General features: G+C 62.6%; 22 protein-coding genes. 16 read left to right on the top strand and 6 right to left on the bottom strand.

The genetic code is table 11. The features are described 5' to 3' along the window. Nucleotides 1–72: 72 nt before the first annotated feature. Genes ABEH28_RS14025 through ABEH28_RS14015 form a run of 3 tightly spaced genes read left to right on the top strand, consistent with a single transcriptional unit; the run spans nt 73 to nt 4,939 of the window. Nucleotides 73–1,578 carry a TolC family outer membrane protein gene (locus ABEH28_RS14025; RefSeq protein ID WP_346630265.1) on the top strand — a complete coding sequence of 502 codons (1,506 nt, stop codon included), beginning with the start codon at nt 73–75 and terminating at the stop codon, nt 1,576–1,578. After that, the gene (locus tag ABEH28_RS14020) at nt 1,575–3,734 is read left to right on the top strand and encodes a type I secretion system permease/ATPase (RefSeq protein ID WP_346630264.1); all 2,160 of its coding nucleotides are present in this window, start codon (nt 1,575–1,577) and stop codon (nt 3,732–3,734) included. Before ABEH28_RS14025 ends, ABEH28_RS14020 begins: the two co-directional genes overlap by 4 nt. Next, complete coding sequence (locus tag ABEH28_RS14015) at nt 3,731–4,939, top strand: HlyD family efflux transporter periplasmic adaptor subunit (protein WP_346630263.1); 1,209 nt, start codon at nt 3,731–3,733, stop codon at nt 4,937–4,939. Before ABEH28_RS14020 ends, ABEH28_RS14015 begins: the two co-directional genes overlap by 4 nt. Here the strand turns inward: ABEH28_RS14015 and ABEH28_RS14010 are convergent, their stop codons facing one another. Beyond that, the gene (locus ABEH28_RS14010; RefSeq protein ID WP_192172237.1) at nt 4,940–5,536 is read right to left on the bottom strand and encodes a trypsin-like peptidase domain-containing protein; all 597 of its coding nucleotides are present in this window, start codon (nt 5,534–5,536) and stop codon (nt 4,940–4,942) included. It abuts the gene before it with no gap. 408 nt (nt 5,537–5,944) lie between these two features. Here ABEH28_RS14010 and proP point away from each other — a divergent pair, with 408 nt between their 5' ends. From proP to ABEH28_RS13995, 3 genes are all read left to right on the top strand, one after another. Beyond that, nucleotides 5,945–7,447: a glycine betaine/L-proline transporter ProP gene (gene proP, locus ABEH28_RS14005; RefSeq protein ID WP_192172238.1), complete on the top strand. Its 1,503-nt coding sequence runs from the start codon at nt 5,945–5,947 to the stop codon at nt 7,445–7,447. Nucleotides 7,448–7,618: 171 nt separating this feature from the next. Continuing rightward, on the top strand, nt 7,619–7,861 hold the full coding sequence (locus ABEH28_RS14000) for a hypothetical protein (RefSeq protein ID WP_282372359.1): 243 nt from the start codon (nt 7,619–7,621) through the stop codon (nt 7,859–7,861). 92 nt (nt 7,862–7,953) lie between these two features. Further along, a complete protein-coding gene (locus ABEH28_RS13995; protein WP_346630262.1) occupies nt 7,954–8,628 on the top strand; it encodes an HAD family hydrolase in 675 nt (224 codons plus the stop codon). 532 nt (nt 8,629–9,160) lie between these two features. Here ABEH28_RS13995 and ABEH28_RS13990 read toward each other — a convergent pair. Continuing rightward, entirely contained in the window at nt 9,161–10,291 is a 1,131-nt protein-coding gene (locus ABEH28_RS13990) for an alkene reductase (protein WP_346630261.1), read from the bottom strand. A 306-nt stretch (nt 10,292–10,597) separates the two neighbouring features. Between ABEH28_RS13990 and ABEH28_RS13985 the strand changes: the two genes are divergently transcribed. Continuing rightward, entirely contained in the window at nt 10,598–10,909 is a 312-nt protein-coding gene (locus ABEH28_RS13985) for a cupin (protein WP_346630260.1), read from the top strand. Nucleotides 10,910–11,157: 248 nt separating this feature from the next. On the opposite strand, the gene ABEH28_RS13980 is transcribed toward ABEH28_RS13985, so the two are convergent. The 4 genes from ABEH28_RS13980 to ABEH28_RS13965 are packed head-to-tail and all read right to left on the bottom strand — an operon-like array spanning nt 11,158 to nt 14,054. Then, nucleotides 11,158–11,997: a transporter substrate-binding domain-containing protein gene (locus ABEH28_RS13980; protein WP_346628262.1), complete on the bottom strand. Its 840-nt coding sequence runs from the start codon at nt 11,995–11,997 to the stop codon at nt 11,158–11,160. After that, nucleotides 11,991–12,752 carry an amino acid ABC transporter ATP-binding protein gene (locus tag ABEH28_RS13975; RefSeq protein ID WP_282372365.1) on the bottom strand — a complete coding sequence of 254 codons (762 nt, stop codon included), beginning with the start codon at nt 12,750–12,752 and terminating at the stop codon, nt 11,991–11,993. The genes ABEH28_RS13980 and ABEH28_RS13975 overlap by 7 nt, the downstream gene beginning before the upstream one ends. Further along, nucleotides 12,749–13,408 (bottom strand): amino acid ABC transporter permease, encoded by a 660-nt coding sequence (locus ABEH28_RS13970; protein WP_346630259.1) that lies wholly within the window; start codon nt 13,406–13,408, stop codon nt 12,749–12,751. The genes ABEH28_RS13975 and ABEH28_RS13970 overlap by 4 nt, the downstream gene beginning before the upstream one ends. Beyond that, nucleotides 13,389–14,054, bottom strand: a complete 666-nt coding sequence (locus ABEH28_RS13965; protein ID WP_192172245.1) for an amino acid ABC transporter permease — start codon at nt 14,052–14,054, stop codon at nt 13,389–13,391. The genes ABEH28_RS13970 and ABEH28_RS13965 overlap by 20 nt, the downstream gene beginning before the upstream one ends. Before the next feature lie 522 nt (nt 14,055–14,576). On the opposite strand from ABEH28_RS13965, the gene ABEH28_RS13960 reads away from it, so the two are divergent. The 9 genes from ABEH28_RS13960 (at nt 14,577) to ABEH28_RS13920 (ending at nt 23,327) form a co-directional block, all read left to right on the top strand. Next, nucleotides 14,577–15,950 carry an LLM class flavin-dependent oxidoreductase gene (locus ABEH28_RS13960; RefSeq protein WP_346630258.1) on the top strand — a complete coding sequence of 458 codons (1,374 nt, stop codon included), beginning with the start codon at nt 14,577–14,579 and terminating at the stop codon, nt 15,948–15,950. Nucleotides 15,951–16,161: 211 nt separating this feature from the next. Continuing rightward, the gene (locus ABEH28_RS13955) at nt 16,162–17,013 is read left to right on the top strand and encodes an ATP-binding protein (protein WP_346630257.1); all 852 of its coding nucleotides are present in this window, start codon (nt 16,162–16,164) and stop codon (nt 17,011–17,013) included. Nucleotides 17,014–17,216: 203 nt separating this feature from the next. Further along, nucleotides 17,217–18,191 carry a GlxA family transcriptional regulator gene (locus ABEH28_RS13950; protein WP_346630256.1) on the top strand — a complete coding sequence of 325 codons (975 nt, stop codon included), beginning with the start codon at nt 17,217–17,219 and terminating at the stop codon, nt 18,189–18,191. 132 nt (nt 18,192–18,323) lie between these two features. Further along, nucleotides 18,324–18,845 carry a peptide-methionine (S)-S-oxide reductase MsrA gene (gene msrA / locus ABEH28_RS13945; RefSeq protein WP_282372371.1) on the top strand — a complete coding sequence of 174 codons (522 nt, stop codon included), beginning with the start codon at nt 18,324–18,326 and terminating at the stop codon, nt 18,843–18,845. Between the two features lie 257 nt (nt 18,846–19,102). Then, a complete protein-coding gene (locus ABEH28_RS13940; RefSeq protein ID WP_346630494.1) occupies nt 19,103–20,008 on the top strand; it encodes an aliphatic sulfonate ABC transporter substrate-binding protein in 906 nt (301 codons plus the stop codon). 64 nt (nt 20,009–20,072) lie between these two features. Beyond that, complete coding sequence (gene ehuB / locus ABEH28_RS13935; RefSeq protein ID WP_346628221.1) at nt 20,073–20,945, top strand: ectoine/hydroxyectoine ABC transporter substrate-binding protein EhuB; 873 nt, start codon at nt 20,073–20,075, stop codon at nt 20,943–20,945. Between the two features lie 270 nt (nt 20,946–21,215). Continuing rightward, a complete protein-coding gene (gene ehuC / locus ABEH28_RS13930) occupies nt 21,216–21,896 on the top strand; it encodes an ectoine/hydroxyectoine ABC transporter permease subunit EhuC (RefSeq protein WP_065991599.1) in 681 nt (226 codons plus the stop codon). Continuing rightward, nucleotides 21,893–22,543: an ectoine/hydroxyectoine ABC transporter permease subunit EhuD gene (gene ehuD / locus ABEH28_RS13925; RefSeq protein WP_346630255.1), complete on the top strand. Its 651-nt coding sequence runs from the start codon at nt 21,893–21,895 to the stop codon at nt 22,541–22,543. The genes ehuC and ehuD overlap by 4 nt, the downstream gene beginning before the upstream one ends. Beyond that, the gene (locus tag ABEH28_RS13920) at nt 22,536–23,327 is read left to right on the top strand and encodes an amino acid ABC transporter ATP-binding protein (RefSeq protein WP_192172254.1); all 792 of its coding nucleotides are present in this window, start codon (nt 22,536–22,538) and stop codon (nt 23,325–23,327) included. The genes ehuD and ABEH28_RS13920 overlap by 8 nt, the downstream gene beginning before the upstream one ends. The last annotated feature ends 46 nt before the right edge of the window (nt 23,328–23,373 follow it).

The raw sequence follows: 23,373 nt of genomic DNA, 5'->3' as shown, positions 1-23,373 counted from the left end.
CGGCCGATTGATTGGGTCGGCCGGTTGATTCACTAAAAGGGAAGCTCTGTATTCGTACAGTAAGGAAGCCATGTGGAGCGCGTTCGCAAGCAGAAATGGCCGGCGGTCGTTCTGACCCTCGGCCTGTGTCACCCGATGTTTTCCGTTGCGCTGGCGGAGGATCAGATCGATCCCGGCCTGCGCAGCATCAGCCCTTCGCGCCTGCAGGCAACGCCTGCGGATCAGCGCCGCAAGGGCAATGGCCCTGAGGGCAGCAACAAAAGCAGTGCCAAAGGCAATGCCAAGGGGAATACAAATGACCGTTTCGGGCCCGGGGCAGTCATGGTCAAGGAAGCCAGCCAGACCCTGGGCCTCGAACAGGCGGTCAGGCTCGCCGTTGACTGGCACCCCAGCATCAGCGAAGCGATCGGCACCCTGTATCAACAGGCCGAGGGCATCAACGTGGCCGAAGCCGGTTATTACCCGCAGATCTCCGGCGGGATAAAAGGCGGTTACACCAGCGGCTACGGCAGCGATGACGGCAGCCAGTCGGTGAGCATCTCCCTCAAACAGATGCTCTACGACTTCGGCAAGGTGTCGAACTCGGTCGAAGCGGCCCGGGCCAAGGTGGCACGCAGTCAGGCAAGCATTCTGCTGACCATCGATCAGGTCAGCCGCGACACCGCGTTCGCCTACATCGAGGTCCAGCGCTACCAGCACCTGGTGGACATCGCCCGGGAGCAGATCCGCGGCATCGGCGACATCGTCGAACTGGCCAGACAGCGCAGCGACATGGGCGCGAGCACTCGCTCCGATGTGGTTCAGGCGCAGTCCCGCGCCGAGGGCGGCATGGCCACGCTGCAGGAGTACAAAGCGCTGTACGCGCGCTGGCAGTCGACGCTTACCAACCTTCTCGGTCGGCAGACCCCGCCCCAGGTCAGCGACACCTTCACGCCCTCGATGACCGACGCCTGCACCGCGCCCGTGAGCACAGACGCCCTCCCCGCCGTGCTGCAAGCCGTGGCACAGCGCACCCAGGCCCAGGCCGAACTGGCCCAGGCCAAAGCCGAAGCCTATCCGACACTGTCGTTGCAGCCGTCGATTAACCAGTATCTGGACGACCACTACGACGACCAGAACTCGAGGATCAATCGCACCCAGGCCGGGATCTTTCTCAACCTGGAAGTGCCGATTCATCAGGGTGGCGCCATCAGCGCCCGCAGCCGCGCCGCCAACTATGCGCTGACCGCCGCCGATTCCGCCGAAGACGCCGCCCGCCTGCAGGCGCGGCAAGGGCTGGGCGAAGCGCAGGCACAGACATCCGGCCTGACGCGCCGGCTCAGCTCGCTGGAATCGCGGCAGACCAGCATCACCGAAGCCCGCGAGTTGTATGGCCGGCAGTACCTGGAACTGGGCACCCGGCCGCTGCTCGATCTGCTCAACGCCGAGCAGGAAATCCACCAGTCGCGCTTCGACCTGGCGAACACCCAGGCCGACCTGCGTCGCCTGCAAATCGACTGCCTGTACAACAGCGGTGCGCTGCGTCGCGCGTTCGGCATCGATCACAGCACCATCCAGCACGTGGAGATCCTGCCATGACCGAGACCATCGTCATCCCCGAAGCCCCTGCGGCAGGCCCCGATCGTCCGGATTATTCGCCGTGGCTGGAAGCCATCCTCACCGTCGCCCGGCATTACCGCCTCGACGTTTCACCGGAAAGCATTCGCCTGGCATCGACCAACAGCGAGGGCCGTGTCGAAGAAGTGGTTCGCTACATGGCGCGCCAGGCGGGCTTGAGCGTCAAGTTCGCCCGCTACGACCGCAAGAGCCTGTCGCGCTGGCGCACGCCGCTGCTGGTGCAACTGCGCGACGGCCAGGTCGGGGTGATCGAAAGCGTCAGCGAGCAAGGCGAACTGGGCATCGCCTACAGCGGCGATCAGGGCCTGCAAAGCCGCATCGACCCGGCCGTGCTTGCCGAGCAGGCGCTGCGCACGGTGATCCTGCGGCCCATCCAGCCCCTGAGCGACGTGCGCACCGACGACTACATCAAGCCTTACGACGAGCACTGGTTCCGGCGCATCGTCCTCAGCGACCTGCGCCCCTACCGCCAGGTGATGCTGGCGTCGCTGGTTGCCAACCTGCTGGGCATGGCCGGCGTGGTGTTCTCCATGCAGGTCTACGACCGGGTGATTCCCGCCGAGTCGCTGCCGACCCTGTACGTGTTGTTCGGCGGCGTGATGCTGGCGCTGGTGTTCGACTTCGTCATGCGCATCATGCGTCTGCGCATCACCGACGTACTGGGCAAGCGCGCCGACCTGCGGGTGTCGGACCTGGTGTTCGGCCACGCCCTGCGCCTGCGCAATTCGGCGCGGCCGAAATCCACCGGCTCGTTCATTTCGCAGCTGCGCGAGCTGGAGCAGATCCGCGACCTGATCACCTCCAGCACCGCCACGGCGCTGGCGGACATGCCGTTCTTCTTCCTGTTCTTGCTGGTGTTCTATCTGATTGGCGGGGCGTTGGTGCTGATTACTCTGGTCGCGCTGGTGGCGATGGTGCTGCCCGGCGTCCTTGCCCAACGCAAACTGGCGCGGCTGGCCAATGCCTCGATGCGCGAAGCCGCGCTGCGCAACGCCATGCTGGTGGAAACCGTGCAAGGCATGGACGACATCAAAGCGCTGCAGGCCGAGCAACGTTTCCAGCAGCAGTGGAATCACTACAACGCCGCGTCTGCCGACAGCAGCCTGAAATTGCGTTCGCTGACCAACAGCCTGGTGGCCTGGACCCAGAACGTGCAGGGCGCGGTGTTTGCCGTGGTCATCGTGTTCGGTGCGCCCATGGTGATTGGCGGCGACCTCACCACCGGCAGCCTGGTGGCCGCCTCGATGCTGGCCTCGCGGATGATGGCGCCAATGGCGCAACTGACCCACGTGCTGACCCGCTGGCAACAGGCGAAAGTCGCGCTGCAGGGGCTCAACCGGCTGATGCAGATGCCGGTCGATCACCCCGAAGGCAGCCAGCGCGTGCATGTGCCCGCCATTCGCGGGGATTACGTGTTGCGTCAGGCCGGCTTCAAATACAGCGAAGAGGCATCGCCCGCGCTGAGTGGTATCAACCTGAACATACGGCCCGGTGAGCGCGTCGCCATTCTCGGGCGCAATGGCGCGGGCAAGTCGACGCTGCTGCAGGCGCTGGCGGGTTCGATGGATTTGTCCAGCGGCGAGACCACCGTGGACGGCATCTCCCTCGCTCACCTGGACCCGGCCGACCTGCGCCGGGACGTCGGCCTGATGTCGCAGCAGGCGCGGCTGTTTCACGGCACCCTGCGCGACAACCTCACCCTCGGCGCGGGCCAAGCCAGCGATCAGGAAATCATCGCCGCCCTGTCGGTGACCGGCGCGCTGGAGTTTGTCCGCCAGATGCCCAAGGGCATGGACCACCTGATTCTCGAAGGGGGTCTGGGCCTGTCCGGCGGTCAGCGCCAGAGCCTGCTGCTGTCACGCTTGCTGATTCGCCAGCCCCAGGTGCTGCTGCTGGACGAACCCACGGCGTCACTGGATGACATCACCGAACGCCAGTTGCTGGAAAAACTCTCGACCTGGTGTCAGGGCCGCACGCTGATCGTCGCCACCCACCGGGTCAGCCTGCTGCAACTGGTGGAACGGATCATCGTGCTGGACAACGGCCGCATCGTCATCGATGACCATCGCGACGCCGCCCTCACCCGACTCAGGCAGCCGCAAGGAGCGCAGGCATGAACGCACTGACCACGGAGCAAACTCCACGGCTCGCCGACCAGATCACCTACCTCGACGGCAAGGACGAGCGCAGCATCACCGGAAGCGTGCGGGTGATCTGGACCTGCGCGCTGGTGCTGGCGTGCTTTATCGCCTGGGCGGCCTGGTTTCAGGTGGTGGAAGTGTCCACCGGCACCGGCAAGGTGGTGCCCAGTTCCAGGGAGCAGCTGATTCAGTCCATGGAGGGCGGGATTATCAAGGAGCTGAATGTCAGCGAAGGCACGCTGGTGGAGCGCGGTCAGGTGCTCGCGCAACTGGATGCGGTAAAGAGTGAATCGAACGTGGGTGAAAGCGAGGCGAAATACCGGGCGGCGCTGGCCAGCGTCAATCGGCTGCAGGCGGAAGTCAGCGAGAAACCGCTGACCTTCGATGCGTCGCTGGACAAGTACCCGGAGCTGCGCCGCGCGGAGACGGACTTGTTCAACGCCCGGCGCAGGGGCCTGAGCGAAACCCTCACCGGCATCGAAAGCTCGCTGAAGCTGGTGCGCAGCGAACTGGACATCACCGAGAACCTGGCGAAGATCGGCGCGTCGAGCCGGGTCGAAGTGCTGCGCCTGAACCGCCAGCGCTCCGAGCTTGAGCTCAAGGCGACCGAGGCGCGTTCGGAGTACATGGTGCATGCCCGCGAAGACCTGGCCAAAGCCAATGCCGAGGCGCAGATGCTGTCGGCGGTGATCCGTGGGCGTAGCGATTCGTTGTCACGCCTGACCTTGCGCTCGCCGGTGCGCGGCATCGTCAAGGACATCAAAGTCACCACCATCGGCGGGGTCGTGCCGCCCAATGGGCAGCTGATGCAGATCGTCCCGCTGGATGAGCAACTGCTGATCGAAACCCGCATCTCGCCCCGGGACATTGCTTTCATTCACCCCGAGCAGCAGGCCAAAGTGAAAATCACGGCCTACGACTATTCGATCTACGGCAGCCTCGACGGCAAGGTGGTGACCATCTCGCCGGACACGATTCAGGATGAGGTCAAGCCGGAAATCTTCTATTACCGCGTGTTTATCCGTACGGACTCGGATGTGCTGCGCAACAAGGCAGGCAAGACCTTTGCCATCGTCCCCGGGATGATCGCCACCGTGGACATCCGCACGGGTGAAAAAACCGTGCTGGACTACCTGATCAAACCCCTCAACCGCGCCCGTGAAGCCCTGCGCGAGCGTTGATCAGTTGACCGCGAGATGAACCGGCGCTGGCGTGGCAGGCTTGAGCTGCGCCATGTAACGGGTCCACTCGCGGTTGATTTCGTTGTACGGCATGAAGATGCTGATCCGTGGCTGGTTGGCCAGGTCTGGACGCTTGATCTTGGCCAGGTCGCTGGAGGTCAGCAACGCCACGGTGATCCCCACCACCTTGCCATCTGCGGCGAATACCGGACCGCCCGACATGCCCTTGGCCACCGGGCCATCATGGGTGCCGTACATCACGTTGCCTTCTTTTGCGTCCAGGCGAACCATCGCCGGCAGCGCATGGCCTGTGCCTTTCACCGACATGTAAGCGGAGTTGTAGCCCACGGAGGTGAGCTCTTCACCCGGCTGGTATGAACGCCACATCGGAACGGAATCGGCCTTGTGCTTGAAGAACTGCACGTCGCCCTGCCCCTGAAACACCGCGCCCGAGATGTAAGGGATGTGTTTGACGGTCACCGCATAATCTTCATTCCACTGGATCGCGGTGCCCATCAACAGATAGGGCAACGGCGCACCGGAGTGGACGACGAAGGCTTGGTCAAAGACAGGATCCTGGGTAAAAGCGGTGGGCATTCCGTTGCACCCGCTGATCAGCACTGAGGCTGCAACAAGTGACTTGAAGGGGCGCATCTGGTTTTCCGTGTGTGAGGATGGATGACGGGAGCGAATATGTCATTGCGCCATCACTCTGGCAATAGAGTTTAACTACCACCCGACTAGTGGTAATGCACTCAGGTTATTGGATCCAACCTATTTGGATCTATCAGTTGATCGGTTCGGTCGATGAATCATTCATTTGTACGGATTTTGAATAAAATGATGATGCTTCTGAATTATTCACGCCCTGCGCCTATCTGATGCTGATCAGCCTGCCACTATTACGACAGTACGGCCCCTCCAAACGGAGGGCGTCCGCTGCCAAGGCCAGAGATCTGATCGCCACGCTGTCGCAACGTCACACCTCTACCTGCCGGGACTTTTATGAGATCACGCAAGAAAACCGTCAACCCGATCGGGTTGCAAGACATCACTATTGTCGACGATGCCAAGATGCGGAAGGCCATCACCGCCGCCGCCCTGGGCAACGCAATGGAATGGTTCGACTTCGGCGTCTACGGCTTCGTGGCCTACGCACTGGGAAAGATCTTCTTCCCCGGCGCCGACCCCAGCGTGCAGATGATCGCGGCCCTCGCGACCTTTTCCGTGCCCTTCCTGATTCGCCCCATTGGCGGCGTGTTCTTCGGCGCCATCGGCGACAAATACGGGCGACAGAAAGTCCTCGCCGCGACCATCGTCATCATGTCCCTCAGCACCTTCGCCATCGGGCTGATCCCCTCGTATGAAACGATTGGCATCTGGGCGCCGATCCTGCTGCTGTTGGCTAAGATGGCCCAGGGTTTCTCGGTCGGGGGCGAATACACCGGCGCTTCGATCTTCGTGGCTGAATACGCGCCGGACCGCAAACGCGGGTTCCTCGGCAGCTGGCTGGATTTCGGCTCGATCGCCGGTTTCGTACTCGGTGCCGGCGTCGTGGTGCTGATCTCTTCCGTCGTCGGCGAGGAGAAATTTCTCGAATGGGGCTGGCGCCTGCCGTTCTTCCTCGCCCTGCCCCTGGGCATGATCGGCCTCTACCTGCGTAACGCCCTGGAAGAAACCCCGGCATTCCAGCAGCACGTGGAAAAACTCGAACAGGGTGACCGCGAAGGCCTGGCCCACGGCCCGAAAGTGTCGTTCAAGGAGGTCGCCACCAAGCACTGGCGCAGCCTGCTGACCTGCATCGGCGTGGTCGCGGCGACCAACGTCACGTATTACATGCTCCTGACGTACATGCCCAGCTACCTCTCGCACAACCTGCATTACAGCGAGAACCGCGGCGTACTGATCATCGTCGCGATCATGGTCGGCATGCTGTTCGTGCAGCCGCTGATTGGTTTCCTCAGCGACAAGATCGGCCGTCGGCCCTTCATCATTGCCGGCAGCATCGCCCTGCTGGTGCTGTCGATTCCGGCGTTCAAACTGATCAACAGCGGCCAGCTCGGCTTGATCTTCGCCGGCCTGCTGATGATCGCGGTGATCCTCAACTTCTTCATCGGGGTGATGGCCTCGACACTCCCGGCGATGTTCCCCACCCACATCCGCTACAGCGCGCTGGCCAGTGCCTTTAACGTGTCGGTGTTGATCGCCGGCCTGACCCCGACCGTGGTCGCCTGGCTGGTTGAAACCACCCAGGACCTGTACATGCCGGCGTACTACCTGATGGTCGTCGCGGTGGTGGGCCTGATCACCGGCCTGACCATGAAGGAAACCGCCAATAAGCCTTTGCGCGGCGCAGCGCCGGCGGCATCGGACCTCAACGAAGCCCGTGAACTGCTGCAGGAGCACCACGACAACATCGAACAGAAGATCGAAGACATCGACACGCAGATTGCCGAGTTGCAAGCCAAACGCGAGAGCCTGGTTCAGCAGCACCCTCGTATAGATTGACAGCAACTTATCCAAACAGATCGCCGCGACGGTATCCCCTGCCGTTCGCGGCCATTTCGGCAAATTTGTCGGAACCGCTGCGTCCCTCTCCCGGTCAGGTCTTGCATGAGCATTCACCCGCTTCTGTGCAGGCACTGACAGGCGGACAGAGAACTGAAAGGCAGCCTCCCCATGACCGACATCCTTGATCACTTGCCCCCCGTGCTACGACCGCAAAGCGAAATGATCCTGGCCGACATACGCGCCTCTGGCTCGACCATCGATGTGGTCAAGAGCGGCGCTCAGGCCAATGGCTTCGTGCTCGGTTTGCGTTGCTGCGGGGGAATCGACGCGCAGCAGGCCGAGCAGCTTTCCGAGTTCTACGACGCCGTCGTGGAGTCGCGGTTGAAACGGCTGACACTCGGTTTGTCCTGAGCAGCTTTATGCGGCTTGCCTGAGCGCCTGGCGCGTCCCTTTTATTTTTAGCCATTGTCAGCGGATGACATGTTTACCAACGGAGCCACACCATGCGATCCAATACTTCCTTTCTTTTCGACCTCGACGGCACCCTGACCGACAGCGTTTATCAGAACGTCACGGCGTGGAAAGAAGCCCTCGATTCGGAAAACATTCCCCTGGCGATGTGGCGGATCCACCGCAAGATCGGCATGAGCGGCGGTTTGATGCTGAAGATGCTGTCCCGGGAAACCGGGATGGAAATCACCGAGGCGCAGGCCGAGCGGTTGAGTAAAAGGCACGCCGAGGCGTATGAGAGAACTCAGGATCAGATCATTGCTTTGCCTGGCGCTGTTGATTTGCTGAAGACGCTGGACGATGAGGGCTTCCCCTGGTGCATCGCGACCAGTGGGGAGATGTCGACGGCGGAGATCAATTTGAAGGCGTTGGGGCTGGACCCGAAGAAGATCAATCTGATCACGCGCGATGATGTGAAGAATGGCAAGCCGGACCCGGATTTGTTTGTGACGGCTGCGAAGAAGATCGACGCGAAGATTGAGGATTGTCTGGTGATCGGCGATGCGATCTGGGACATGCTGGCGGCGCGGCGGTGCAAGGCGACGGGGATTGGGTTGCTTTCGGGTGGCTACGATGTGAGTGAGCTGGAGCGGGCCGGGGCGTTGCGGGTGTATGAGGATCCGCTGGCGCTGCTCAACCATCTCGATGAGATCGCTACGCGGGATTAGAAGCTTAAAAGCGTCTGCCTAGGGGCAGACTGTTTCGCCTTCGGCGAGTTACTTGGCAAAGCACCCCAAGTAACCAAGGGTGCTTGCTCTCGGTTGGGCCCGACTTCGTCGGGTTCCTTCACTCCGGTCCCGCTCCGTGGGCCCGCGCCGAACGGGCATCCATGCCCTGACGGCGCTCTCGCCGCATCCATGCGGCTCGGCCCACTGCGCGAGACCTGCGTTCAGCCTGCACCCAAGTCGCGTTTCGCAGTGACTGAACCTTCTGTGTATGAAGATCAAAAGCAGAGCTAACGCGTTCTTGGTAGGACCGGCTTTAGCCGGGAATGCGCAGGCCGAATCACTCCCAATTTTGCTGAATGCACGCGCTGCTCTTAGTGGGACCGGCTTTAGCCGGGAAGAGGCCAGTTCATGCGCCACTAATCTTGGCCGTTGAAACCGGCTCCAGACTCGACGCGCAGATCGTTCCCACGCTCCGCGTGAGAATGCATCCTCCGACGCTCCGCGTCACCCCAATCGGCTAACGGCCCTGGCTTCACTCACCCGCGTTATAAACCGGATAGTCGATATACCCCTCTTCCGTCCCGCCATACAACGTGGCCGGGTTGACGGGGTTGAGGGGCCAGCCGTTGGCGATGCGGGCCGGCAGGTCGGGGTTGGCGATGAAGGGGCGGCCGAAGGCGATGAGGTCGGCCAAGCCGGCGTCGATCAGGCGGTTGCCGCGTTTGGCGGTGTAGCGGCCGGCGTAGATGATGCGTCCGCTGAAGGCTTCGCGGATGGCTTTGCGGAAGGTGTCCGGCAGTTCGGGGACGTTGTCCCAGTCGGCTTCGGCGATGGAGACGTAGGCGACGCCTGCGTTTTCCAGGACCTTGATGGCTTCGACGTAGGTGTGGTGCGGGTCGCTTTCCACCAGGCCGATGTAGACGCGTTCTTCGTCGGTGCTGGCGAACAGCGGCGAGAAGCGCACGCCCAGACGGTCCGCGCCTACGGCTTCGGCGACGGCAGTGACGATCTCGCGCAGGAAGCGCAGGCGGTTTTCCAGCGAGCCGCCGTATTCGTCATCGCGGTGGTTGGCGTGCTCGGAGATGAACTGGTTGACCAGATAACCGTTCGCGGCGTGAATTTCCACGCCATCAAAACCCGCTTCGATCGCATTCTTAGCCGCCTGGGCATACAGCGTGACCAGCTCGCGGATTTCCTCGACGGTCAGCGCGCGAGGCGTTGGCGGCACGACCAGTTGCCCTGCGCCCGGCGCCGTTTCGATGAACGCTTTGGAGTTGGCCGCCGGAATCGCCGAAGGGGCAACCGGTGCTTCGCCGTTGGGCTGCAGCGCGTGATGGGACACACGGCCGACGTGCCAGAGCTGGGCGAAAATCACGCCCTCTTCTACATGTACCGCATCGGTCACTTTGCGCCAGCCTTCGACCTGCTCGGCGCTGTAGATGCCCGGGGTCCATGCATAGCCCTGGCCGCGCGGCTCGATCTGGGTGCCTTCGGTGATCATGAAACCGGCGGATGCCCGTTGCTGGTAGTAGCTCGCCATCAGGTCCGAAGCGATATCGCCCGGCTGCAGGCTTCTCTGCCGGGTCAACGGCGGGAAGGCAATGCGGTTTTTCAGCACGTGCCGACCGAGCTTGACGTGGGTGAGCAAGGGTTGAGTGGACATGGGTAATACTCCGTTCAAGTCGTTGAAAGTGTTGGCTAGATCGCACTGCGTAGACCAGTCGTCTAGTGGATGGCCGGGAGTCTAAAGCGCACGTGCAGACCCGGCAATGTCAGATCCGCAATGATTCCGGACATCGGCCGCAGACAACGCCACTTGCAGAATCTTGCGCTTTTGAGCTCACCTACCCAGACAACCCGTTGCAGTCGGTCGTCCCGCGCTTATGATTCCGCGCATCGAACGTTGGTCGACCCTCGGCAATGCCAGTGGGCTCATTGGTCAACACCCCACATCCTGAACAGGCACTCCATGAACATCATCCGCAGCAAAGACTTCACCGGTGACCGCCCATGGGCCGCGTTGGACATCGCCAACCTGAACGGCATCACCACGCGACTGCACTGGACGGATCAGCCCTACAAATGGCACGTGAATGATGGTCAGGAGGTTTTTGTGGTGCTGGACGGGCAAGTGGAAATGCGCTTCAAGCAGGACGGCGTCGAGCAAAGAACCCTGCTGCACATCGGCGATATTTTCTACGCCTCCATCGGCACCGCCCACGTTGCCCACCCGTTGGGTGAAGCGCGGATTCTGGTGATCGAAAGCGAAGGCAGCGTCTGAGCCAGGCCGCCTGATCACTGCAAAGCGGTGGTGCCTGGACGGGCCCCTTCCCGGCTGAAGCCGGTCCCACTAAACACCGCATTCATCCAGTGGGACTGAAGCCGGTCCCACTGGAAACCGCGCGCATTCAGTGGCCCCGCATACCCTAGTGGGACCGGCTTTAGCCGGGAAAGCGTCGGATATCACACCGCTAAACCCAGGGTGTTCGAAATCGCCGCTTCCCGGCTACCAGCCACAAGCTCGATCAATCAAGGCTTCCACGCCCCGCCTTCAACGATCACCGCCGACGGATCGGTGTCCGCCGCCAGTTGATCGCGCACGTACTGGTTGTACAGCGAGAGCAGATACTTCTGCTGACCGAGGCTGGCCAGTTCGGTGTTCACCCAGTCGCGCAGTTCAGTGTTGCCCTTCTTCACCGCCGGGGCGATCGGCGCTTCTTCACCGAGTTTCTGTGCGAGCACGCGGTAGCCGGGGTTCTGCTTGGCCCAGCTGAACAGCACCAGGTTGTCCTGGGCGTAGGCATCGCCTCGGCCGTTGGCCAGCGCCTGCAGCGACTCGGAATTCTTCTCGAACTTGAGCAGCTTCCAGTCCGGGTGGTTCTTGGTCAGCCAGATATCCGCCGTGGTGCCGGTGGTGACGATGACGGTTTTGCTCGCCAGATCATCCAGCGTCTTCACCGGGCTGCTGTCGGGCACCAGGGCCTGCACGGCGACGCGCAGGTTGGGGTGGGTGAAATCGACCACTTGCGCCCGTTCCGGCGTCACGGTCATGTTGGCGAGGATCAGGTCAACCTTGTCGCTCTGCAGAAACGGAATGCGGCTGGCGGGCTCGACCACCACGAACTCGATCTTCTTCTCGTCGCCGAGCAAGTCCTTGGCAAAGCGCCGACCGAGATCGGTGTCGAAGCCGACGTAGTCGCCCTGTTCGTTAACGAACCCGAACGGCGGTTTGTCGCTGAAAACGCCGACAATCAACGTGTCGCGCGCCTTGATTTTTTCCAATGACCCGGCGGCATGGGCGGCAGCCGAGCCGACCAGCAATCCGAGGGCGAGCAGTGGCAGTACGAGGGCAGATTTAAGGGTCACGATGCTTTCCTTTTTGGCATGTTTTCTACGTACGAAAATTTCTCCAGGAACTGCTGCGCGCGTGCGGTCTGCGGGGCGCTGAAGAAGGATTCGGGGTCGCTCTGTTCGGCGATACGGCCGCCGTCCATGAACAGGATTCGATCGGCCACCGCGCGGGCAAAGGCCATTTCGTGGGTGACGATCAACAGGGTCATGCCGCTGCGGGCCAGGTCCAGGATGACTTCCAGCACCTCCTTGACCATCTCCGGATCAAGCGCCGCGGTGACTTCGTCGAACAGCATGACCCTGGGGTTCATGCACAGCGCGCGGACGATGGCGATGCGTTGCTGCTGACCACCGGAAAGCTCGCGCGGATAGGCGTCGCGTTTGTCCAGCAGGCCCACGCGGGTCAGCAGCGTCTCGGCCTGTCGCTGCGCGTCGACGCGTGTGCGCTTCTGCACGCTCAACGGCCCGAGCACAATGTTCTCCAGCACGGTCATGTGCGGGAACAGGTGGTAGCTCTGAAATACCATGCCGATCTGTTGCCGCACCTGGCGCCAATCGGTGTTGGCCGGCAGGTCCTGACCGGCAAAGCGGTACTGCCCGGCATGGCCGAGTTCGAGGCCGTTGAGGCAGCGCAGCAAGGTGCTTTTGCCGCAGCCGCTGGGGCCGAGAATCACCACCACTTCGCCTTCACGAATGCTCAGGTCAACGTCTTGCAACACCGGCACCGAACCGAATTTTTTGCTGAAGCGGGTCAGTTCTATCAATGGGCTCATGAATGATTCCAATGCCGCTCGAGCACCCGCGAAGCGGCCGAGAGCGGATAACAGGCAAGAAAGAAAAACACGAACAGGAAGCCGTAGATCAGCACCGACTCATAGGTCCGCTCGATGATTTGCTGGCCGATCTTGATCACGTCGACGACGCCGATCAGCACCGCCAGGGAGCTGGTTTTGATCAGCCGGGTGAAGACATTGATCAGCGGCGGCGTCATACGCCGCAACGCCTGGGGCAGCAGCACGCGGCCGTAGAGTTGCAGCTGGCCGAGGCCAATCGCGAGCCCCGCTTCCCGTTGCCCTTTCGGAATCGAGCGCAGCGCCCCGCGCACCACTTCGCCGGTTTCACTGGCGCCCCACAGCGACAGCACCAGCACCGCGCACCAGAAACCGGGGATGCTCCAGCCGAGAAAAATCGGCAAACCGAAAAAGAACAGGTACAGCCAGACCAGCACCGGGATCGCCCGGAACAGCTCCAGGTAGATCAGCAGCACCCCGTCGACCCAGCGCACGCCGAGGTTGCGCAGCACGCCATAGGTCAGCCCGCCGACGCTGCTGAAGATGATCGCCAACAGCGAAATACCCAGCGTGCGACCGATGCCCTGGGCCAGTTGCGGCGCCGAAATCCACAGCAATTCAAGACCCGAACTGGCCATGCTGGAGCCTCCTTTCAATCAGGCGCAGCAGCAGCGACAGCGGCACGAACAGCAGCACGCACAGGCCGGTCATGACCGCGAGCATTTCGTAGGTTTTGTAGTACAGCGCGATGTAGCTTTTGGTGGTGTAGAGAATTTCCGGCACCGCCACCGCCGAGACCACGGTGGTTTCCTTGAGCAGAAAGATGAAGTTGGCGAACAGTGCCGGCAGGCTGAGGATCCCGGCCTGGGGCAGGATGACGTGGCGCAGCAACTGCCAGCGCGACAGGCCGATGGACAGCCCCGATTCGATCTGCGATTTGGGCACCGCGTCGATGCCCGCGCGCAGGATCTCGGTCAGGTACGCGCCGCCCATGAAGGTCATGGCAATGACCGCCGAGGCAAACCCGGAGATGCGGATGCCCAGCGTGGGCAGCGCGAAGTAGATGAAAAACAGCTGGATCAGCAACGGCGTGTTGCGCGCCAGCTCCACATAGACGCGCACCAGCGGACGCAGGATCGGCACGCCGAACGCGGTGATCGCGGCATTGATCAGCGCCACGCACAGCGAGGTACCGATGGCGATGAAGCCCACTTGCAACGTGACCCCGACGGCGCTGACGAACGCGGGCAGCGTGGACACGGCAAATTCAACATCGAACGCCATATCAACCCTGGCCCTGGTTGGTGAGGTTGTCGCCATCGACGGGTGGATCGATACCGGCCGGTCCCGGGGCTGAAAGGTTGTGAAGGATCGTTGATGGGGCGGTAGACACATTAACTCCTGCCAATGACGGGTAAAACGCGACCCCATGGGTGGGTCGACGCGGGTTCGTTTGTGGGTCATTGCAGGCTTTATGCCACGCCGGAAGGTCCCGGGATTCAGCGCGATCGAGGGTCGTTAAGGGGCGTAACTGTTTGTTTTGCATGGCAAGTGGTGGAGTGCTGTTGCTGGGACAACAGTGTCAGCGGCTTCGATGATTGGAGGTCCGAAGCACAGGCTGGCACCGCGCTTACCCAAGGCATTGCCATGGCTGGCTTTTTTGTCGATGCCGCATCGCCGTCTAGCCGACCCAGCGGCGTGGGCATACGCCTTGCTATCTCCACAGCACTCCGCGCTTTCGGGCTTTACGCACAACAAGCCGTGCCGCGGACCTCGCCTGTTCCGATCCGATCCAGGAGCCACCCCATGACCCAACGCACTGAAACCCTCAAGCTCGGCCTGTTCCTGCGGGCCACCGGGCATCACATCGCCGCGTGGCGCGACAGCGGTTCCGAGGCCGACGCGGGCATTCGGCTAGAGCACTTCGTCAATCTGGCGCGCAAGGCCGAGGCGGCCGGGTTCGAGACGCTGTTCCTCGCGGACAGTGTTTCCGTGCGGGGCATCGATGCGCCGACGTTCGACCGGGTCATCGCGCCGAGCCTGAGCTTCGAGCCTCTGACCCTGTTGTCGGCCCTGGCAACCGTTACCTCGCGCATCGGTCTGATTGCCACGGCCAGCACCAGTTACAGCGAGCCGTACAACCTGGCGCGGCAGTTCGCCTCGCTGGACCAGATCAGCGGCGGTCGTGTGGGCTGGAACCTGGTCACCAGCAGCGACCCCGACGCAGCGAAGAATTTCGGCGGCGGGCATCAGGGCGAGCAGGCGGCGCACGCCGACCGCTACAGCCGGGCGCGGGAATTTCATGAGGTGGTCGACAAGTTGTGGGACAGCTGGGAGGACGACACGCTGCTGCTGGACAAGGACAGCGGCGTGTTTCTGGACCGCAGCAAGCTGCACCGGGCCGACCACCGGGGCGAGCACTTCCATGTGCGCGGGCCGCTGAACGTACTGCGCTCGCCCCAGGGCAAACCGGTGCTGGTGCAGGCGGGTGCTTCCGAGGATGGGCGTGCGCTGGCGGCCGCGACCGCTGAAGCGATCTTCGCCGCGCACCAAAATCTCGACGACGCCCAGGCGTTCTACAGCGATATCAAATCCCGCGCGGCGGTGCTGGGGCGCAAACCCGAGCACATCAAGATTCTGCCGGGGGTGACGATCTTCACCGCGCCGACCTCCGCCGAAGCCCACGCCAAGCATCAGCGCCTGCAGAATCTGGTGCACCCGGAAGTCGGCCTGAGTTTGCTGTCCGGGCTGCTCGGCGGCGTCGACCTCTCGCACCTGCCGCTGGACGGGCCGCTGCCCCAGGACCTGCCTGCCACCAACGCCTCGAAAAGCCGCCAGCAATTGATTCTGCAATTAGCCGCCGAGGGGCTGAGCATCCGCGAGCTGTACCTGCGGCTGGCCGGCGCACGGGGTCACTGGACCCTGGTCGGCTCACCCGAAGAAGTGGTCGATCAGCTGCAAGCGTGGTTTGAAGGGTACGGTGCCGACGGCTTCAACATCCTGCCGCCGACCTACCCCGAAGGACTGGACGATTTCATTGCGCTGATCCTGCCGGAGCTCAAACGCCGCGGCCTGGTGCCCGCCGATGGGCCGACCGGCAAGACCCTGCGCGAACGGATGGGCCTGCCCTACCCGGCCCACCCGGCAACGCTCACGCGCGGCGTTCTGCTAGCGGTGTGACAACTGACGCCTTCCCGGCTAAAGCCAGTCCTACAAGGTAATCGCGGTCCCACTATGTGCGCGCGGTCCCATTGGGCGGGTGCTGTGGGGACCCTGACAGACATCAGGGTGCCCGTTCCTGCCAAAGCGCCTTCGCCGCCGTTTCAAGCCGGACACGCTGCGTATACTCAAGCGCGACGAAGCACAGGACTTCGAACCGCCGGGGGCTACGATGCTGGACGAACATCAATCTCCTCTTTATGACCGCTTCCCGCCGCCAGCGGAACAACACTGGCCGGAGGCGATTCGGCACCCTTCTCTGCAGCCCCTTGCGCGCCCGGCCGCGCGCATCACTCCCATCTGCCATCAGGACGCCGCCGCGCAAAGCGATTACGCCCAGAGCCTTCACGCCCGAAAGATGGCTGAGTTCAGCGCCTCCATCGCCCATGAAATCTGCCAGCCTCTGCTGGGCATCGCCGCCAATGCCGCCGCCAGCCTGCGCTGGCTGCAGCGCGACGTGCCAGAGATCGAAGAGGCCATTGCCGGTCTTAAGGACATCCGCGCCGGCTGCGAACGCGCTGCCAACATCGTCAAGGCCCTGGGCGCGCTGGCCCGTCAGGCGCCTTTGCAGCTGCAGATCCTGAAGATTGACGACGTCATTCGCGAAGCCATCCGCCTCACCCAGCCTGCGCTTACCGCCCAGCGGGTGCGGCTCGAAACCGGTTTGTTCGTCGACCAATCCATCGTCGCCGACGCCGTGCAGTTGCAGCAATTGCTGGTCAACCTCATCACCAATGCCGTGGAAGCCATGGCCGGTAACCGCGACGCCGCTGTCCTGCGCATCAATTCGTTCACCCTCAATGACGGCGTTGAGGTGTGCGTCGAAGACAACGGTCCGGGCATCCCGGCAGACCGTCGCGAACAGATCTTCGGCGCGTTCTATACCACCAAGAGCAGCGGCCTCGGCGTCGGGCTGGCGATCTGTCGCGCGGTGGTGGACGCCCATCACGGGCGTATCTGGGCCCAAGCCTCGGCCAGCGGTGGCGCACGCATCCGCGTTCAGCTGCCGACGTGCTGTTACTGAAAGCCTGCCAGCCAGCTAGCCATCCCCTAACGACGCCTCATCGAGCGCGTGCCGATCAGCCGCGGCAGGCACGCCGCACATCCCCGATTTCGTCCAAACGCCAATCATTCACATTCGTTCGCGCAATCCCCTAGAATGCCGCCTGGATTCAGGCTCGTGCCCCCCTGCGCTGGCAGTGGCGGTAACAGAAAGGCGATCAAGGCATGCGCGACATTCCAAAGCAGAAAACAGTGGCGGTGGTGCTGTTCAACGACGTGCTCATGCTCGACGTGACCGGCCCCATGGACGTTTTTTCGATTTCCAATCGACTGCTGGCGCCGGAGAAGCAGTACCGACTGATCACCGTGGCCGAACCCCCGCTGCTCATCCGCAGCTCCTGCGGGCTCAAGGTTCAGGCGGACCTGGCGCTGAACGATCTGTCGGGCGACATCGACCTGCTGCTGGTCCCCGGCGGGCCAGGCGCGTATGGCGTCAGCCATCCTCAGCTCACCGCCTGGCTACCGGCCGCCGCCCAGGGCGCAGGGCGTTTCGGGGCGATCTGCACCGGGGCGTTTCTGCTGGGTGACGCCGGTCTGCTCGACGGCTACCGCTGCACCACCCACTGGAACTACGTTGAGCGGTTGGCTCGGCGCTTTCCCGCCTCCCGGGTCGAAACCGAGCAGATCTACGTGGTCGACCGCAACCTGATCACTTCCGGCGGCATTACAGCGGGGATCGACATGGCCCTGGCCATCGTCGCCGAAGACCACGGCAAAGAGGTCGCGCTGGAGGTCGCCAAAGTGCTGCTGGTGGTGATGAAGCGTCAGGGCGGACAAACGCCCTACGGCCCGTTGCTGGCGGCGGTGCCCCGGGATGACAGCGCGATCGCCCGGGTGCAGGCCTACGTCGTGGACCACATTGATGAGCCCTACACCGTGCAGCGCATGGCCGACCTGGCGGCGATGAGCCCGCGCAATTTCGCCCGGGCGTTCCAGCGCGAAGTCAGCCTGACGCCCATGCAATTTCTGCTCAACGCGCGCATCGACCATTCACGCAAACTGCTCGAAGGCAGCGACCTGCCCCTCAAGGTCGTGGCCAGTCGTTGCGGCTTTGGCAGCGCGCGGCACATGCGCAAGGCATTCAGCGAGCGCATTGGCGTGACGCCCGGACAATACCGTCAGCAGTTCGGCGGCGACTGAACGAGTGCGCGCGTCAGTCATCTGATCTTCAAGGGCGGCCATTGCGCCGCACACTCGCAAACAAGCTCGCAGACACGCAACTGCGCTGCTTGTCTGAAACACACACCGTTCAATCGCTGGAAGGACTTGCCCATGACCACCCACACCGAAACCGCGCTGCTTGCCGGAGGCTGCTTCTGGGGCATGCAGGACTTGTTGCGCCGCTACCCCGGCGTCGTCTCGACCCGCGTCGGCTACTCCGGTGGCGACGTTGACAACGCCACCTATCGCAACCACGGCACCCACGCCGAAGCCATCGAAATCGTCTTCGACCCCGAGCAGATTTCCTACCGCAAAATCCTGGAATTCTTCTTCCAGATTCATGACCCGTCGACCCCGAACCGCCAGGGCAATGACCGGGGCGTGAGCTATCGCTCGGCGATTTTCTACCTTAACGAACAGCAGAAAGCCGTGGCCCTGGACACCGTGGCCGATGTCGATGCCTCTGGCCTGTGGCCGGGCAAAGTCGTCACCGAAATTGCCCCGGCCGGACCGTTCTGGGAAGCCGAACCCGAGCATCAGGATTACCTGGAGCGCATCCCCAACGGCTACACCTGCCATTTCATTCGCCCAAACTGGACACTGCCGGTGCGGGACAAGGCCACCACCGCCTGATTGGGTTTACTTTGACGGGGGGCCGCTTGCCAGAGCGGTCCCTCGAACATCACGGTCATCGCTGAGGCACATTTTCCGAGTCTCATCCGTGCATAAACTAATAACCAAACGATATTTAGCCATTTCTTTTTAGAACATTATGATTCGTGGCTTGCGCCCTTTCGCGCCTCACTCGCCACGAGTTCGCCATGCCCATTCTTCGTACCATCGCTGGCACTTTCATTCGAAACGCATTGCTGACCGGTCTGGTCGCTGCGATGGCGAGCGGTTTCTCGCTGTCGGCGAGTGCTCGAGAAACGGTGCGCATCGGCTACCAGAAATCCTCCACCCTGATCACCCTGCTCAAGACCCAAGGCACCCTTGAGGAGGCACTGGGGAAAGACAACATTGACATCACCTGGCACGAGTTCCCCAGCGGTCTGCCCCTGCTTGAAGCCCTGAACGTCGGCAATGTCGACATCAGCGCGGACGTCGCCGATACCGTGCCGATCTTCGCCCAGGCCGCGAAGGCCAAGCTCACCTATTTTGCTGAAGAGTCGCCCTCGCCCGCCGCCCAGGCCATCGTTGTGCGCAATGATTCGCCGATCCGCCAGTTGTCGGATTTGAGAGGCAAGAAGATCGCCGTGACCAAGGCGGCCGGCACCCATTACCTGTTGATCGCCGCGCTGAGCAAGGCCGGCCTTTCGTTCTCCGATATCCAGCCGGCGTACCTGTCCCCCGCAGACGGCCGGGCGGCGTTCGAGAATGGCAAGGTCGACGCCTGGGTGACGTGGGAACCCTTCCTCACCAGCGTGCAGCGCCAGTTGCCGACGCGCACGTTGACTGACGGCGTCGGCCTGGCCAGTTACAAGCGCTATTACCTGACCAGCACGCCCTACGCCAAGGCGCATCCCGAGGTGCTGAAGCGGGTTTACGAACAGCTGCAACAGGCCGGCGGCTGGATCAAAGGCCACCCCCGGGAAGCCGCGCAAGTGCTCGGCCCGCTGTGGGGCAATCTGGACATGGAAACCGTCGAGGCCGCCAACGCCCATCGCAGCTATCAGGTCGAGCCGGTGAAGGCCGACCAACTGGGCGAACAACAGAAGATCGCTGATGCCTTTTTCAAGGCCGGGCTATTGCCCACTGCTGTGGATGCCAAGGACGTGGACATCTGGACGCCATGAATGGAGCACCTGGCGTTGCCAACCGCTGCACCTGACCCTTCATTCCCACTCTTGAGCGCACTTGATGAAAGGCTTAAAACCGCTGTCGCTGTCTGCCGTACTCGGCTCCGCCCTGCTGCTGAATGCCGTGTTTTCGTTCTCCGCCGTCGCCGGCCTGCTGGAAAAGGGCCGCAGTCAGGGCCTGACCGCCGGCATCGCCAATGAGCAACCCTATGCGTACGTGGGCACTGACGGGAAAATCGTCGGCGCCAACGTCGAAATCCTCCGGGCCATTCTGGAGCCCCTGGGCATCAACAAAGTTGAACTGCCGATCACCGAGTTCGGCTCGCTGGTGCCGGGTCTTGCGGCAGGTCGTTTCGATCTGATCGGTGCTGGCCTGTTCATCAATCCGGCGCGGTGCAAAGTGATTGGCTATTCCAACCCGGTCACCCGTTCCGGCGGCGCGTTTCTGGTCAAGGCCGGCAACCCGCTGAAGCTACACAGCCTCAAGGACGTCGCGGCCAACGGCAAGGCGCGGCTGGCGACCCAGCCCGGCAGCAATCAGGTGCAGGAAGCCAAGGACAGCGGCATCAGTAATGGCAACGTTGTGCTCTTCGACAAGGACACCGAAGCCCTCGCCGCGCTGCAGGCCGATCGGGTCGACGTGGTGTACTTCCCGGATGCCGAAATCATCGGCCTGCTCAAAAAAGCCGAAGGCACGCCGGTTGAACGGGCGCTGCCGTTCGAGCAGATCCCGGATGCCGACGGCAAACCGACCTGGAATTACCACGCCTACGGCCTGCCGAAAAACGATCCGGCGTTTACCCAGGCGTTCAATGAGCAACTGGCGAAACTGCGCGCTTCCGGCGACCTGCTGAAGATCCTGCAGAAATACGGCTACACCGAAAACGAACTGCCACCCGCAGACGTGACGGCCGAGCAACGCTGCAACCGCTGATGCCGACCTGATGCCGACCTGATGCTGATGCCGATGCCGATGCCGATGTTGTTGCCATTGTAGGACCGGCTTCAGCTGGGAAGGCGTCGGTGGGCGCACCGCAAAATGGAGGGCGCCAGCACGGGCCTCTTCCCGGCTGAAGCCGGTCCTACAGCGGGATCGCGTGCATTCAGTGGGACCGGCTTTAGCCGGGAAGGCGTCGATAGGCACACCGCAAAGTTGATTTTTCACCCCGCAACATAACGGCCCCAGCCCATACGAGTACGGCCCATGCTTTTTGATGCTTCCACCCTGGACACCGCGCGCTTCATCGCCCGCCAACTGGCCAACGGCGCACTGGTCACCCTTGAAATCACCTTCTTCGCCCAAGTCGTCGTGGTGGTGATGTCGTTTGTCATCGCGCTGATGCGCCTGTCGCCGTGGCGCGCGTTGCGCTGGATCGCGACGGTCTACGTCGAAATCCTGCGTGGCATATCCGCCCTGGTGCTGCTGTTTTACCTGTTCTTCATCCTGCCGCTGTTCGGCATCACCCTGGCGCCGATGACCACCGGCATTCTCGGCCTGGGCCTGACCTTCTCCGCCTACGGTTCGGAAATCGTCCGCTCCGCCCTGAGCAACGTCGCCCGGGGCCAGCGCGACGCGATCAAGGCCCTGGACTTCGACGCGATCACCGCGTTTCGCCGAATTATCCTGCCTCAGGCGTTGCCCTTCATGCTGCCGCCGATGGGCAATCAATTGGTCGAACTGTTAAAGACCACCTCGCTGGTGTCATTGATCACCCTCAGCGACCTGACCTTTTCCGGCGGTCAACTGATCACCACCCTGGGTCAGCAGACGCTGATCTGGAGCATTGTGCTGGTGTGTTATTTCGTCATGGCCTGGCCGCTCAGTTGGCTGGTCAAGCGCTACGAGCGACGGGTCACCCACTGGCGTCGCGGGGTGGCGCCATGAACTTCGATTACGCCTTCGCCTGGTCCATCGTCCCCGATCTGTTTCAGGGGCTGCTGGTGACGCTGCAAGTGGTGATCCTCGGCTTTCTGCTGGCGGTGCTGCTCGGTCTGCTGCTGGCCATCGCCCAGCGCTCGAAAAAAGCGCTGGTGCAACGACTGAGCGCCGGCTACCTGAGCTTCTTTCGGCACACGCCGCTGATGGTTCAGCTGTACGTGCTGTTCTTCGCCCTGCCCCTGGCCGGCCTGACCCTGCCGCCGATTTCCACCGGAGTGATCGGGCTGGGGCTGTACTACGCGGCCTACATTGCCGAAGCCTTTCGCGGTGCCATCGAAGGCGTGCCGGCCGGTCAATGGGAAGCGGCCAGGGCACTGGATTTCGACAGCGCCACCACGTGGCGGCGGATCGTCCTGCCCCAGGCCCTCAAGCCGATGCTGCCGGTGCTCGGCAATTACCTGATCGGCATGTTCAAGGAAACCCCGCTGCTGGCGGTGATCACCATTCCCGAGCTGTTCCAGGCGGCGAAACAGATCGCCGGCATGACCTACCGCTACAACGAGCCCTACACGGTGATGGCGCTGATGTTTCTGGCGATCAGCGTGCCGACCTCCCTGTTGTTCAAATATTTCGAGAGGCGCAGCCATGTCTGATCTCGCACACGCTCTGCCCGGCGCTTCGCCGCAGATCATCCTCAAGCAAGTGGTGAAAAACTTCGGCGCGACCCGGGTCATCGATCACCTGGACCTGAGCATTCCCGCCGGCCAGAAAGTCGCGCTGATCGGCCCTAGCGGTTCGGGCAAATCCACGGTGCTGCGCCTGATCAAGGGCCTTGAGGCCTATCAGCACGGCAGCATTGAGGTGGCCGGCGCGCCGGTGCCGGCCAAATCCGGCGGCTGGCACTGGCCCGGCGCGAAAAAGCCACCGGTGGTGCACCGGGTGGGCATGGTGTTTCAGCAGTTCAACCTGTTTCCGCACCTGACCGTGCAGCAGAACGTCACCGAAGCGCCGCTTCAGGTGCTCAAGCTCAGTCGCGAAGAGGCCCTGGAGCGCGCCCATCAATACCTCGGGCTGGTCGGTTTGAGCCACAAGGCCGATGCCTATCCCGCGCAGCTTTCCGGCGGCCAGCAACAGCGCGTCGCGATCGCCCGGGCGCTGGCCATGCGGCCCCAGGTGATGCTGTTCGACGAGGTCACCTCCGCGCTGGACCCGGAGCTGGTCGGTGAAGTGCTGGCGGTGATCCGCGCCATCGCCCACGAGCAGCAGATGACCATGCTGCTGGTGACCCACGAAATGAAGTTCGCTCAGGACATCGCCGACCGCGTGCTGTTCATGGAGGCCGGGCGCATCGTCGCCGACGGCTCGCCGACCGAGGTGCTGGTCGACCCGGACAACGAGCGCACGCGGCGCTTTCTCAATCTGGTGGAGCAACGTTGATCGGCCGCGGATCAGGTTCGTGCGCCGTCGAAAAAAACCGAACTCG

Source organism: Pseudomonas sp. Ps21-P2, assembly GCF_039672565.1.
Classification (GTDB): Bacteria; Pseudomonadota; Gammaproteobacteria; order Pseudomonadales; family Pseudomonadaceae; genus Aquipseudomonas.
This window is presented reverse-complemented; position numbering and strand designations above follow the sequence as displayed.

Coding starts and splice junctions, on each gene's coding strand:
- ABEH28_RS14020 (WP_346630264.1), top strand. CDS start 1,575: ATGACCGAGACCATCGTCATCCCCGAAGCCCCTGCGGCAGGCCCCGAT.
- ABEH28_RS14015 (WP_346630263.1), top strand. CDS start 3,731: ATGAACGCACTGACCACGGAGCAAACTCCACGGCTCGCCGACCAGATC.
- ABEH28_RS14010 (WP_192172237.1), bottom strand. CDS start 5,536: ATGCCCACCGCTTTTACCCAGGATCCTGTCTTTGACCAAGCCTTCGTC.
- proP (WP_192172238.1), top strand. CDS start 5,945: ATGAGATCACGCAAGAAAACCGTCAACCCGATCGGGTTGCAAGACATC.
- ABEH28_RS14000 (WP_282372359.1), top strand. CDS start 7,619: ATGACCGACATCCTTGATCACTTGCCCCCCGTGCTACGACCGCAAAGC.
- ABEH28_RS13995 (WP_346630262.1), top strand. CDS start 7,954: ATGCGATCCAATACTTCCTTTCTTTTCGACCTCGACGGCACCCTGACC.
- ABEH28_RS13990 (WP_346630261.1), bottom strand. CDS start 10,291: ATGTCCACTCAACCCTTGCTCACCCACGTCAAGCTCGGTCGGCACGTG.
- ABEH28_RS13985 (WP_346630260.1), top strand. CDS start 10,598: ATGAACATCATCCGCAGCAAAGACTTCACCGGTGACCGCCCATGGGCC.
- ABEH28_RS13975 (WP_282372365.1), bottom strand. CDS start 12,752: ATGAGCCCATTGATAGAACTGACCCGCTTCAGCAAAAAATTCGGTTCG.
- ABEH28_RS13970 (WP_346630259.1), bottom strand. CDS start 13,408: ATGGCCAGTTCGGGTCTTGAATTGCTGTGGATTTCGGCGCCGCAACTG.
- ABEH28_RS13965 (WP_192172245.1), bottom strand. CDS start 14,054: ATGGCGTTCGATGTTGAATTTGCCGTGTCCACGCTGCCCGCGTTCGTC.
- ABEH28_RS13960 (WP_346630258.1), top strand. CDS start 14,577: ATGACCCAACGCACTGAAACCCTCAAGCTCGGCCTGTTCCTGCGGGCC.
- ABEH28_RS13955 (WP_346630257.1), top strand. CDS start 16,162: ATGCTGGACGAACATCAATCTCCTCTTTATGACCGCTTCCCGCCGCCA.
- ABEH28_RS13950 (WP_346630256.1), top strand. CDS start 17,217: ATGCGCGACATTCCAAAGCAGAAAACAGTGGCGGTGGTGCTGTTCAAC.
- msrA (WP_282372371.1), top strand. CDS start 18,324: ATGACCACCCACACCGAAACCGCGCTGCTTGCCGGAGGCTGCTTCTGG.
- ABEH28_RS13940 (WP_346630494.1), top strand. CDS start 19,103: ATGGCGAGCGGTTTCTCGCTGTCGGCGAGTGCTCGAGAAACGGTGCGC.
- ehuB (WP_346628221.1), top strand. CDS start 20,073: ATGAAAGGCTTAAAACCGCTGTCGCTGTCTGCCGTACTCGGCTCCGCC.
- ehuC (WP_065991599.1), top strand. CDS start 21,216: ATGCTTTTTGATGCTTCCACCCTGGACACCGCGCGCTTCATCGCCCGC.
- ehuD (WP_346630255.1), top strand. CDS start 21,893: ATGAACTTCGATTACGCCTTCGCCTGGTCCATCGTCCCCGATCTGTTT.
- ABEH28_RS13920 (WP_192172254.1), top strand. CDS start 22,536: ATGTCTGATCTCGCACACGCTCTGCCCGGCGCTTCGCCGCAGATCATC.